General features: G+C 73.0%; 8 protein-coding genes and 1 pseudogene. 2 read left to right on the forward strand and 7 right to left on the reverse strand.

Annotated elements, in window-relative coordinates:
* Positions 1 to 92: 92 nt before the first annotated feature.
* Positions 93 to 311: a type A2 lantipeptide gene (locus OG241_RS47845; protein ID WP_319090863.1), complete on the reverse strand. Its 219-nt coding sequence runs from the start codon at positions 309 to 311 to the stop codon at positions 93 to 95.
* A 504-nt stretch (positions 312 to 815) separates the two neighbouring features.
* Positions 816 to 1,229 (reverse strand): PaaI family thioesterase, encoded by a 414-nt coding sequence (locus OG241_RS47850; protein WP_405825183.1) that lies wholly within the window; start codon positions 1,227 to 1,229, stop codon positions 816 to 818.
* A gap of 189 nt (positions 1,230 to 1,418) precedes the next feature.
* Between OG241_RS47850 and OG241_RS47855 the strand changes: the two genes are divergently transcribed.
* Positions 1,419 to 2,867 (forward strand): S1 family peptidase, encoded by a 1,449-nt coding sequence (locus OG241_RS47855; protein ID WP_405825184.1) that lies wholly within the window; start codon positions 1,419 to 1,421, stop codon positions 2,865 to 2,867.
* 202 nt (positions 2,868 to 3,069) lie between these two features.
* Here OG241_RS47855 and OG241_RS47860 read toward each other — a convergent pair whose 3' ends face one another.
* The gene (locus OG241_RS47860) at positions 3,070 to 5,238 is read right to left on the reverse strand and encodes a SpoIIE family protein phosphatase (protein WP_405825186.1); all 2,169 of its coding nucleotides are present in this window, start codon (positions 5,236 to 5,238) and stop codon (positions 3,070 to 3,072) included.
* Between the two features lie 547 nt (positions 5,239 to 5,785).
* Here OG241_RS47860 and OG241_RS47865 point away from each other — a divergent pair.
* Positions 5,786 to 6,097 (forward strand): annotated as a pseudogene (locus tag OG241_RS47865) (LuxR C-terminal-related transcriptional regulator); the annotation flags it as partial.
* On the opposite strand, the gene OG241_RS47870 reads toward OG241_RS47865, so the two are convergent.
* From OG241_RS47870 to lanKC, 4 genes are all read right to left on the reverse strand, one after another.
* A complete protein-coding gene (locus tag OG241_RS47870; protein ID WP_405825188.1) occupies positions 6,023 to 7,918 on the reverse strand; it encodes an ATP-binding cassette domain-containing protein in 1,896 nt (631 codons plus the stop codon). The pseudogene OG241_RS47865 and the gene OG241_RS47870 overlap by 75 nt on opposite strands.
* Positions 7,905 to 9,632 (reverse strand): ABC transporter ATP-binding protein, encoded by a 1,728-nt coding sequence (locus OG241_RS47875; RefSeq protein WP_405825190.1) that lies wholly within the window; start codon positions 9,630 to 9,632, stop codon positions 7,905 to 7,907. The genes OG241_RS47870 and OG241_RS47875 overlap by 14 nt, the downstream gene beginning before the upstream one ends.
* Positions 9,633 to 9,718: 86 nt before the next feature.
* Positions 9,719 to 9,835, reverse strand: a complete 117-nt coding sequence (locus OG241_RS47880) for a SapB/AmfS family lanthipeptide (protein ID WP_307629835.1) — start codon at positions 9,833 to 9,835, stop codon at positions 9,719 to 9,721.
* A 57-nt stretch (positions 9,836 to 9,892) separates the two neighbouring features.
* On the reverse strand, positions 9,893 to 12,511 hold the full coding sequence (lanKC, locus tag OG241_RS47885) for a class III lanthionine synthetase LanKC (RefSeq protein ID WP_405826836.1): 2,619 nt from the start codon (positions 12,509 to 12,511) through the stop codon (positions 9,893 to 9,895).
* Positions 12,512 to 12,664 lie beyond the last annotated feature (153 nt).

The raw sequence follows: 12,664 nt of genomic DNA on the forward strand, positions 1-12,664 counted from the left end.
AAAACTTGCGTGGGCCGGGCCGATGGCCTGGTGGAACCCGAGAATCCCGGAACCGCGAAACGGTTCCGGGACTCAGCGGCGCGAGGCGACGATCAGAGACCGGCGACCGTGTTGGTGATCGCACCGGTGTTCAGGCCGGTGAGACCCTCAACCGTGCCGACGACCGTGCCGACCAGGGGGAGCGCGCCGGGGGCAACGCTGTCCACCAGGTTCGTGACGGTGCCGACGGCGTTCAGGGACAGACCGCCGGAGACGGCGTCGAGAGCGGCGTCCGACAGCTCGGCGGTCTCAACCTGGGGGGTGGAGTTCATGGGGGAACTTCCCTTCATATGGGGATTTCACAAGGGGAGAGCGGCCCCCCTCTGGGGGCAGATGACGGCCGCGACCGCAGGGCTGCCAGGTTTCGTTTCCGGAACCTCAGCGGCCCCTGCGATGCGATGGATCAAAGCACGCCCGTGCAGCGCGCTTCCAATCAACCAACCGCCCCACCAGGGCACTTGCGCCCCACGAGCACCAAACCGTGAGGGTGTGCGCACGGCTTGTCGGTCACTTCTCCACATGCCGCACGACTTCGGTGCACTCCACCTCTTGCGGTCCGGTGCGCACGCGACCCAGGGGAGCGGTGCGGAATCGGACAGTCCGCCACCAAAGGCGTGGCGTGTAACGAGCGGATGTGCGGAACCGTCGTATGCGGTGACCTGACTGCGTATTCGCTGTGCAGATTCCCTGGAGCCGGGATTCGGAGCGGTTCGGCCGACACAAAGACACCCAGCGGCTACGGAAAGTGTCCTCCGGTGGCCTTTCGGCGTGCCGGGTCAGCCCAGGAGGGCGTACACCGTGCTCGCGCGGGCCGCGAGTTCACCGGATCCGGCGTCGGTCAGCGTGATGTCGGCGAAGGCCGTGCGGCGGCCGAGCTTGGTGAGGACCGCCTCGATCAGGACATCGGATCCGGTCACCGCGCGCTGAAAGGTCGTGGACTGCTGGACCGTCGTCATGGGGACGAACCCACCGCGCGCCGCCGACACCGCGATCACGGTCGCGGTGTCGGCGGCGGCCATCAGGGCCTGCCCCGACAGTGCGCCGCCCTCGCGTGCCAGCCGGGTTGACCAGGGCAGTCGCAGCAGCGCGCGGTCCTCGCCCAGTTCCTCGACCGACAGGCCGAGATCGAGCACCCAGAGGGCGAAGTTGGCGGAAAGGATCTTGTCTGCCTCGGCGGGCGTCATCGTCATATGGGTGATTGTTCCCGGCGGCCCTCGGTCAGGCCCTGGCAATGGCCGATTCGCTGTTTCGCAAAGGGAGTTGGCAAATAATTTGAACGCCCCGAGCAACCCGTCCGTACCTACAGCTATCCAGGCGCCCCACTAGGTCGCCGATGAACGATCGGCGGCTAAGACCCCGCCCCGCAGGAGGTCAAGAAGTTGAGTCACAAGCGAGTTCCGAAGCGTAAGGCCGCGATAGCGGTGGGCAGTGTCGCGGCGCTCGGTGCGGCGGCCCTGCTGCTGCCCAACGCCATGGCGTCCCAGACCGACAATGCGGCCGGCGCGGCTCCCAAGACCCTGAAGGCGACGGACGCCTCGGGTCTGGCCTCGCAGCTGGAGCAGTTGCTCGGGGACGCCTTCGCGGGCTCCTACTACGACGCCGACAAGCAGCAGCTGGTCATCAACGTCGTCGACGGTGACAACAACAACGTCGTCGTCCAGGCCGAAAAGGCTGGTGCGGCTGTTCGCGAGGTCGACAACAGCATCGCCGAGCTGAAGGCCGGCGCGCAGACGCTGAAGACGAAGGCGACGATCCCCGGCACGGCCTGGGCCCTGGACCCCCGGACCAACAAGATCCAGGTCACCGCTGACAGCACGGTCACGGGCGCCGCCTGGAACACGATCGAGTCGACCGTCAAGAGCCTCGGCTCGGGCATGGCGACCATCAAGAAGACCGCGGGCACCTTCAAGCCGCTGGTTGAGGGCGGCGACGCCATCTTCGCCGGCGGCGCCCGCTGCTCCCTCGGCTTCAACGTGGTGACCGGGGACGGCACGCCCGGCTTCCTGACCGCCGGTCACTGCGGTGTCGCGGCGGCCGAGTGGTCGGACACGGAGGGCGGCGCACCCATCGCCACCGTCGAGGCGGCCACCTTCCCGGGCGACGGCGACTTCGCACTTGTGAAGTACGACGACCCGGCGACCGTCGCTGCCAGCACCGTCGATGTCGGCAACGGCCAGACCGTCGACATCCTGCAGGCGGCCGATGCCGCGGTCGGCCAGCAGGTCTTCCGCATGGGCTCCACGACGGGCCTCAACGACGGCCAGGTCACCGGCCTCGACGCCACCGTCAACTACGCCGAGGGCACGGTCACCGGCCTCATCCAGACGGACGTCTGCGCGGAGCCCGGCGACAGCGGCGGCTCGCTGTTCACCCAGGACGGCAGCGCGATCGGCCTGACCTCCGGCGGCAGCGGCGACTGCACCGTCGGCGGCGAGACCTTCTTCCAGCCGGTCACCACGGCCCTCGCGGCCGTCGGCGCGACCCTCGGCGCGGGCGACGCGGGTGCGGGCGCTGGTGCCGGTGCCGGTGCCGGTGAAGAGGCCGGTGCCGGTCAGGACGCTGGTGCGGGCCAGGAGGCCGGTGCTGGTGAAGAGGCCGGCGCTGGTCAGGAAGCCGGTGCGGGTGAAGAGGCGGGTGCGGGCCAGGAGGCTGGCGCTGGTCAGGAAGCCGGTGCGGGCCAGGAAGCCGGCGCGGGCGGTGACGCCGGACTCGGTGAAGAGGTCGGTGGCGACGAGCTCGGCGGGGTCGACGACCAGAACGCCAACGGCAACGTCAGCGGCAACGGCGCTGACGACGGCACGGGCCTGGGGAACAACGAGAAGCACTGACCGGCCACACCAGTAGTACCGGCCGACACTGACGCGGTCCGGCCCTCCGGCGGGAGGGCCGGACCGTTCTGCGTGCGCCGGGCTGTCCACAGCGCGGTTCGAAGCGTGGCGGTGGCCGATCGGCGCACCTGGCGTCGGCCGGCCCCGTCGCAGGGCCTGAGCCCCGGCCCACCCGCACGGGCGCTCTCCCACCCGGCGTTGGTCAGTTCTCCGTCTGCTCCGTCCGTTCCGTCCGCGCCCTCAGCAGCAGCAGCGCGATGTCGTCCACCCGGTCCGTCACCCCCGCGCCGAACTCGACCAGCCCGTCGGCCAGTTCGTCCAGTGGCCGGTCCCCGGTCTCCGCGAGCCGCCGGGCGAGGGCGGCCAGCGTCTCGTCGATGTCGACGCCCGGCGACTCGATCAGCCCGTCGGTGTACAGGGCGAGGACGCAGCCCGGAGTCAGCTCGACCTCGGTCGCCGGGTACTCGGCCGACGAGTCGATCCCCAGCAGGGGACCCCCGGCCAGGTCGAGCACCCGCACCTGCCCGTCCGGGTACCTCAGCAGCGGCTGCGGATGCCCCGCACGGGCCATCACGGCCCGGCCGGTCCCCGGATCGAGCCGCAGATACAGACAGCTCGCGAACAGCTCGGTGCCGAGGTCGATCAGCAGCCGGTTGGTGCTGCTCATCACCTCCTGCGGCGCCTGACCGACAGTCGTGTACGCCCGTACGGCCGTGCGGATCTGCCCCATCAGGCCGGCCGCCGTCACGTTGTGCCCCTGGACGTCCCCGATCACCGCCGAGGCCCGCCCGTGCGAGCACACCAGGTCGTAGAAGTCGCCGCCGATCTCCATGCCCTGGGTAGCGGGCAGATAGCGCGCGGCGGCCTCGAAGCCCGGCAGCGACGGCAGGGAACTCGGCAGCAGGGCGGCCTGCAGGCCGTGCGCGACCCGGTGCTTGGCGTCGTACAGCAGGGCCCGCTCCAGGGCCTGGGCGATCAGGCCGCCGAGACTGGTCAGGACGGCGCGCTCGTCCGCGGGGAACGTGTGCCGTTGTGCGTAGCCGAGCACACAGGTGCCCACCGGACGTCCGGACGCGACGAGCGGGAGGAACGCCCAGGCCGCCATCGGACCGGCCACCTCCCGCACCGTCGCATACGCCCGCTCCAGCTCGCCCCTCGACTCGAAGAACGCGGGCACACCCGTGGTGAGGACCTGCGTCCCCGGGGTCCGCTCGGTCAGCGGCAGCCCGTCGAACTGTTCCACCAGCCGCGGGTCGGCGTAGCCGCGATGCCCCAGCACGCGCATACGGCCGCCCCGCGAACCCAGCATCACCAGGGTCTGGCAGCCCACCGCCGGCATGATCTCGTCCGCGACCAGCTGGATGACGTCCTCGACACCCGCCGCCTCCGTGAGGGCCCCCGCCAGGGACAGCACCTGCGAGATCGTGACCAGACTGGACGGCCCGCCCGGCCTGCGTCCCGTCCGGTCCAGTTCGGCCACCGCCCGCGCCCGGGTGATCCTGACACTCACCCCGGTCGCACTCGGATACAGCCGGAACGACAGCCAGTCGCCCGGCGGGCGCAGCGCCACGAACGAGGTGACGTGCAGGCTGAACAGCGCGGCGCGGTGGCGGTCCTCGTACACCGGATCATCGAGCCAGGGCACCGACGCCCACAGCTGGGATCCCAGCAGCGCTCCCGCCGGGACCCCCAGCAGCTCCGGGGCCGCCGCGTTGACGAAGCAGACCCGCCCGTGCAGATCGAGGGAGCACAGCCCGTACGGCAGCCGTGACACCATCCGTGCCGCCTCGACCGTGCCGAGGGTGTCGGCGGCCGGCGCCTCGGGCGAGATGGCCAGCAGATCCGTCTCGGGCCGCAGCGGACGGTGTTCTGCGGCGGCCCGCTCCAGACGCAGCGCCAGCCGGTCGCAGGCCGCGCCGAGCTGCTGCCGCTCCCGGTCCGACAGCTCCGGCGGATGCGAACCGGGCCAGGTCACGAAGACCGACCCGTACACCGTCGAGGCGGTCGCCACCGGTACGGCGGCCAGCGCGAAGGGGTAGGGGAGTACGACGGCGACCCGTGGATACCGCCGGGCCATCTCCTCCTCGCCGCCCACCCACACGAACCGCCGCTCGCGCGCCGCCTCGGCGACGGGAACCGGCGCGCCGAGCCCGACCCGTTCCCAGGGCGCCGCGAACGCCCGGGGCAGACCAGCCATGACGGCCATCTCCAGCACCGAGCCCCCGGGCTCCAGCAGATACACCGCGCCCGAGAGTGCGCGGACCTCCTCCATCATCCCGGCGAGCGCCAGCGACAGCAGCGGCTTCCCGAACGAGGTCGAACGGGCGTCCGACCTCGGTCGCCGGTGTGCGGAGGTCCCTCGACGGGCCACCGGGACCACCTCCTCGCACGGCCGGGTGCTTCCGAGTCAAGGCTCTGTCCACTCGGCCCGTCGCGCACGGCGAGCGGGGCCGGGCACGCCCCGGACCCGCCCCGGGCACGGGCACCTCGGCAAGGAGGAACCTCGCCCCCTGTCCCCTCCGCGCGGGCTCGTACCCCCGCGTGGAAGCACAAGTCCGGCGTGGAAGCCCCGTGAGTGCGCCCCCGCGCACCCTGTTGGCCTGTTCTGCACGTCTGGGAGCCGTGGTGAGAGGTGAGAGTCGAAAAGGGGGCACACGCGACAGCGGATGACCCGGGGCGAGGCGAGTGAAGGAGCTGCAGTGATCCGAGTGCTTCTGGTGCATGACGCGTGTCTGGTGAGATCGGTCCTGGCGCAGTGGCTGGACAGAGAGTCCGACCTGGGGGTGTACGACGCCTCCTGGCGAGGCGCGGCGGGTCGGCTCAGGTCGGTGCGGCCCGATGTCTGTGCCGCCGACCTGGAGAGTTCGGACTCCTACGGCTTGCCTCCGCTGGGCGAGTTACGAGGCCGCGGGTCGGGCATGTACGCCCCGCGGCTGCTGGTGCTGGCCAGCGCGGGCAGACCCGGCCTGCTGAAGCGGGCGGCGGAGGCGGGTGCGGTGGGCTATGTCGACAAGGAGCGGGAGGGGGCGCCGGAGCGACTGGTGTCCGCCATTCGCCGGGTCGCGTCGGGGAAACGTTTCGTCGATGACTCGCTCGGCTTCGGTTTCCTCAGGGCCACGCAGATTCCGCTCACCCGGCGGGAGCTGAGCGTCCTGTCACTCGCCGCGGAGGGTGCGTCCGTCGCGGAGATCGCCGGCAGCCTCCATCTGTCCCACGGAACCGTGCGCAACTACATGGCGGCCATCACCCGCAAGACCGGGGCCCGCAACCGCGTCGACGCCATCCGTATCTCGCAGGGCGAGGGCTGGCTGTGACTCCCCCGATCCGGTGGCCGACCAGTTGCCCACCAGATCGCGGTAGAGAGGGGAGCGCTCCAGCAGTTCGTCGTGCGTGCCGTACGCGCACTGCCGGCCGTCCATGACGAGGACACGGTCGGCGCGGCGCGCCGAGGCGAGCCGGTGGGCGACCACGACCAGGGTGGTGCCGGTCCGGGAGGCGAAGGCCCGCTCCGCGCGTTCCTCCGCTTCGGGGTCCAGGTGACAGGTCGCCTCGTCGAGGAGTGCCACACAGGCGTACGAGAGCCAGGCGCGCGTCAGTGCGATCAGCTGCCGTTCGCCGGCCGACAGCGCGGCCGGGTCGACCCGGCCCTCGGGCCCGCCGTGCCGGGCGAGGAGCGGGGCGAGTCCGACCGCCTCGGCGGCGGCCAGCAGCTCGGACCCGGGCACGGGATCCGGCCGCAGACAGCCCAGGTTCTCGGCGAACGTCCCGCTGAACACGTACGCCTCCTGGGGGATGACGACCCGGTGGGCGTGGGCGGCGCTGCCGGACACCGGATGCCCGCAGAGCCGGATCGCGCCGTGCTGGGGTTCGAGGAGACCGGCGGCCAGGGAGACGAGGGTGGACTTGCCGATGCCGCTGGGGCCGACCACGGCGAGCCGCGCGCCCGGGGGCAGGCTCAGGGTGAGGCCGTCGACCACGGGCGCGCAGGTGGGGCCGTAGGCGAAGGCGAGGCCGGAGACGGAGAGGGCCGGCGTGCTCACGGGGCTGTGGGCGGGGCGGGCGTCCGGACCGCTGCCGGTGTCCGCTGCCCCGCCGGCCGGCACCAGGCGGCGCAGGACGACCGCGAGCCGGGAGCCGCTGGTGCCCATGCCGTGGACCAGGTTCTGCAGGGCGGGCAGCAGGGACTGGGTGACGTAGGCGAGCGCGCCGACCAGCGCGCCGGGGGTGACGCCGCCGCGCAGCAGCCAGGGGGCGGCCAGCAGGAGCAGGACGATGGGGAGCTGTCCGCCGACGGCGATCGACGCCACGCGCGGCACTCCCCAGCGGGCCAGTGAGCGGGCCGCCCGCAGCTCGTCCTCGACCCGTTCGCCGACGTCGGCGGCGACTCGCTCCTCGGCACCGCCCGCCGTCACGTCCCGCAGTCCGGCGCAGACGTCGCCGAACCGGTCGGCGAGCCGTTCGTCGGCGACGAGGAAAGCCTCCTGGCTGTGGGCCAGGGGCCGCATGCTCGCCGCGAAGAGGCCCACGCCGACGACCAGCGGGGGCACGACCACGAGCAGCAGTGGTGGTGCCAGTGAGCCCAGCCCGATCAGCGCGCCCGCGGCCGTGAAGACGAAGGAACGGGACACCATCACCACACCGGCGAAGGTGTCCCGGGCGATCTCCACCTGCTGGGTCAGCGCGGACAGGGCCCCGCCGTCCGCCTCCCGCACCCCCCGTGCCACCACCCGTTCCACGAGCCGGTCCCGCAGCGGCTCGACGAGCGCGGCGACGGCCCCGTAGACCCGTCCGGTGCCGTACGCCCCCACGGCGACCGCGAGCACAGCGACCCCGAGCCAGCCGAGCCCGATGTCCGCCCGGCCGTGCAGGAACCCCTCGTCGAGGGCGCGGGCGAGGGCGTAACCCATGAGGAAGGTCTGCGCGGTCTCCAGTACGGACCACAGCACCAGCCGGGCCACGACACGCCGCTGCTCCAGCAGAAACCGCACTCCACGCGCGCGGAGGCCGTCCTTTCCGCCCGGCCGCGGCCGGGCGGACTCACTCCTCGGCATCCGCGAACACCTCCCGGTAGCCCCTCTCCCGCCACAGTCGCGCGTGTGTTCCCACCGCCCGCACCCGCCCCGTGTCCAGCCAGACCACCGTGTCCGCGCGGGCCGCGCTGGAGACCCGGTGGGCGACGATCACCCGGGTGCCGTCCGGGGAGCGGTGCAGCAGGGCGTCGACGACCTGGTGCTCGGTGACCGTGTCGAGGCTGGACAGCGCGTCGTCGAGGATGAGCAGCCTGCTGTTGCGGGCCAGCACCCGGGCGAGTCCGAGGCGCTGCCGCTCGCCCCCGGAGAGGGGCGCGGCCCGGCAGGGGGTGGCGTAGCCGTCGGGCAGCCGGCGGACGAACGTGTCGGCGCGGGCGGCGGCGGCGCCGGCCCTGATCCGGTCGGGCGGGGCCGTCCGGACGCCGAAGCCGATCGTGTCCGCGACGGTGTCGCCCAGCAGGGCGGGGCGTTCGAAGGCGTAGCCGATCGCGTGGCGCAGTTCGTCGTGGTCCAGTTCGGGCAGCGGCACGCCGTCCAGGAGCACGGTTCCCTCGTCCGGATCGGCCAGTCGCCCGGCGAGCGCCGCGAGGAGGGACTTGCCCGCGCCGGAGCGGCCGACCACGGCGAGGGTGCCGCCCTCGGGCACGACCAGGTCGACGCCTTCCAGGAGTGTGCGTCCGCCGCGACGGGCGGTGACCCCGCGCAGCTCCAGCCGGCCCCGCCCCGGGGGCAGCCGGCGGCTTCCGTACGCCGTCACCGGCTCGGCGAGGACCTCACCGAGGCGTCGGGCCGACGCCCGGGCCCGGACCAGGCCCGACAACTGGCCCACCAGGACACCGACCCCGGCCGCCAGGACGGCGTACCGCGAGGCGGCGAGCATCTCGCCCACCGTCAGTCGGCCGTGGACCAGCAGGACACCGGCCACGGCCACGACCCCCAGTTGCAGCAAGGGAGCCAGGGCGACCGCCCGGGCCGCCGCGCGTCCCTGGACGTGCCACATCCGGTGGCCCGCGCGGGTGAGTTCGGGCAGAGGCCGCAGGACCCGGGCCACCTCCCGGTCCGCCGTCCCGCACGCGGCGATGGTGCGGGCTCCGCCGATCGCCTCCGTGAGTCCGCTCGCGATCCGCCCCTGGGCGTCCTGGTAGGCGGCCACACACCGGGAGGAGTCCTGGGTGAAGGCCCGCAGCAGCAGGGCGAGCAGCGGCGCCCCGGCGAGGAACACCGCGGCCAGCCACGGGTCGAGCAGACCGAGCGCCACCACCGCTCCGGCCGGTCCGGCGAGCGCGGCCAGCAGTGCGGCGAGGGCGGCGGGCGCGGTGCCGGCCTGAGCGGCGTTGCCGACCAGCCGGGCCACCAGCTCGCCGGACCCGAAGCGTTCCCCGGCCCGTGGCCCCACGGCGAGCAGGTGCCCGGTCAGCCGGTGTCGCAGCCACGCCGTGGCGCGGGCGTTGGTAGTGCCGCTCAGCACGGTGTCGACGGCGTCGAGGACGGCGAGCAGCAGCACGATGACGGCGCACCACAGGACCCAGCGCAGGGCGCCGGTGCCGTCCGGGTGCGCCAGCAGTACGTCGAGGGCCCGTCCCAGGGTCAGGGGCAGGGCCAGGCTGAGCCCCGTCGAGACCGTGGCCACCAGGAACAGGACTGCACAGCTCGTCCGGGTGCGGCGCACGGTCGCGCGCAGCGGCGAGGCGGTGTTCTCGGCCGGGGCCGGCCGGTCGGGGGAAGTGGTCGTCATCGGGTGGGCCCTCCGACGGCGGATGACGGACCGCCGGGCGGCCCTCCACGGTGGGAGTGGCCGCCCGGCGTTGCTGCCGGCTGTGCTCAGAGACAGAGGGTGACGCTGGCCGCGCTCACGCAGGACAGCAGGCTCAGCGTGCTGTTGCCGCCGGTGTTGGCGGTCTCGTCGGACTCCATCGTCTGAAGGTCGAGCAGTGCCATGTCGATTCCTTTCGTCGATCCCGGTGGTCCGGGTTCTCGGTGGGGACGGGTGTCGCGTCACGACTCCTGGTGAGGAGCCGCGTTCTGGGGCCGCCGTGGCGGCGGGAGGAAGGGCAGGGCGGCGGGGGCCGTCTCGTCGAGGGCCGCGCCGAGCGCGAGCAGACAGCCCGCCGTGCCGGTGCCCAGGTCCATGGAGAGCCGCATCATCTGGTGCCCGGGGAAGGCCAGTTGGCCCTGGTACGACATCGCGTACCAGCCGAGCCCCGCGATCTGTTCGCGGCGTCGCGACTCGGGGGCGCCGGTGCGGGCGAGGTGCAGGATCATGCCGGCTCTGCCCTGGAACAGTCCGGGCTGTGCGTAGAAGCGCGAGGCGGCGGAGGTCAGGATGCGGTCCCGGGCCTCCTCGAACTCCTCGCGGCCGTCGGCGGGGGCATGGGAGAGGTAGTCGTCGAGGACCAGGCCGATCCCCACGCTGCCTTCCGCGAGGTACGGCATGGTCCGCCATCCCTCGTCGACCTCGAGGCCACCGCCCCGCTGTACGACGCAGCCGTCGAGGTCCCGGCGCAGCGCCGTGCCGGCCGCGTCGAGCAGCGCGGGGTCGCCGGTCGCCTCGTACTGCCTGAGGAACAGCAGCGCGGGTCCGCTCGCGCCCCGCAGGAGTCCGGCGCGGCGCTTCTTCGGGTCCGGGAGCGGTTCGTCCAGGCGGCTCACCAGGATGTCCGTGACGTCCTGGGCCCGCCGGGCGAACTCCGTCTCCCCGGTCGTGCGCGCCAGCCCGCCGAGCACCAGACCCAGCCCGGCCAGGCCGCCGCGCAGGTCGGAGGAGAGCTTGTGCCACTTCTCCCGGAGGACCAGGTCGATCAGGTCCAGCGCGCGCGGCCGGTGTCCGAGCAGGTCGAGGACGTGGGCGACGCCCGCGAGACCGTCGTACAGCCCAAGCGGCGTGCCCACCGGCACCGGGTCGGTGTGGGCCAGGAGCCAGCGCTCGCCCTCCTCGTACCGCTCGGCGCCCGCCCGGGACAGCGCGTACAGGACGCCGGCCGCGCCGTGCGCGAGGCCGAGTCCGCCGCCGTCGGAGAACTGGGTGATGTCGCCGGGGAAGAGCCGGTCGTCGCGTTCGGGAGTGGCGGAGGCGAGGATCGCCTTCACCATCGAGTCCCGGCTGTAGGGCCAGTCGCCGGGCTCGACGGGAGCCGCCGGTGGCGAGGGCGCGGGGCGCCCCGCGCCGGGCGGAGACACGTCACGGGTGATTTCGGCGACCGCCTCGGCCAGGAAGTCGGCCGGTACGTCCGGGAACTGGCCGGCGATCACCTCGGCCAGGTGGGCCGCCTTGCCCCGGTCCACCACGAACAGGGTGGTCAGGGGCATGAAGAGGGCGAGTCGCAGACACGCCAGCGCGTACCGGTCGACGTCGATGCCCCTGCGGTCGGGCGGGGCGAAGAAGCCGGGGTGGGCGACGACCTGGCGGCCCCGCTCCTCGACCGGTGCCGCCGCCTCGAAGTCGACCAGGGACACCGACTCCTCGTCGGGCGCGACCATGATGTTGAAGATGTGCAGGTCGTTGAAGACGATCCCGCGCGCGTGCACCGCCTGCAGGGTCTCCTCGACCGCGCGGTGGATACGCAGGGCCCAGCGCGTGTAGGCGGCCACCGCCTCCGGATCGGGGTCGTGGGTGAGCAGGGGATGGCGCTCGGCGAAGAAGGAGTTGAGGGGGCGCCCCTCGATGAAGTCCATGACGAGGAAGCGGTGGTCCCCTAGCGTGAACCAGTCACGCACCTCGGGCACCGTCCCGAGCCCCGACACCTGCTCCAGCGCCGCCCGCTCGCGCTCCAGCCGGGTGATCGCGTCCGCGCCGTCGGCCGCCAGCCCCGCGTGCGGACGCCCTTCCTTGAGGACGACCCGGCGCCCGTCGCGCGTGTCGGTGCCGACGTACACACCGCCGCCGTTGGAGAAGTGCAGGGCCTTCTCGATGCGGTACGGCAGATCGGCGACCGTCGTCGCGTTGCGGGCCGCGAGCTGGGCCTCCAGGAACGCGGGCAGCCGCACCCAGTCGGGGACCTGGAAGGACGGCGCGCGCCGGTCCGGCACCAGCCGGCCCTCGCCGTCCCGGACGGCGGGCACGAGCGAGCCGCGCTCGTCGACGACGAAGGAGCGCGCGAACGCCCCGTAGCGGACGTACAGCGGCCCCTCCCGCCAGCGCAGGTCGGTGAGGATGTAGGGGCCCTCGCAGCCCTCCAGCAGGGCGCCGAGCTCGGTCAGCACCTGGTGCAGCTGGTCCTCGTCGGCCGGGTAGATCGTCACGAACTTCCCGCTGCCGTCCCGGCCCGCGTACTTGGTGTTCCGCAGATGCAGCAGATGGGGGCCCGGCAGGAACTTGAACGGGATGCCGCGCGGTACGCAGTAGTCCCACACGGTCGCGGCTGTTCGCTCCGCGTTCGCCCGGGTGGCCGACGCGTGCACCTTCCAGCCCTGGGTGGGGCCGGGCAGCGGGTCGCCGTCCGGACCGATCGGCGTCAGTGCCAGCCAGTCGCCGATCCGCCCCGCACGCCAGCCCTCCGGCACCGCCCGGCGGGCCGTCTCGAACTGGGGAGCGACCTCGGCCGCGCCGGACAACCGGTCCGGTGTCTCGTAGAAGTGCTGGTCGGCGAGCGCGTACACCTCGTACCGCTGGTCCATGCCCACCTCCTCGATGGCTGGCACCGAGCCTTCCAGTCCGTGGACGGGTCCCGACAGTCACGGCTGTCACGAGAGCACTGTGCGGAACGCACAGGTACGGCCGGGCCGACGCATGCGAGTGCCAGGGGCTGCGCCGGGGCCCCATACGCGCTG

Source organism: Streptomyces sp. NBC_01390, from assembly GCF_045040105.1.
Lineage (GTDB): Bacteria > Actinomycetota > Actinomycetes > Streptomycetales > Streptomycetaceae > Streptomyces.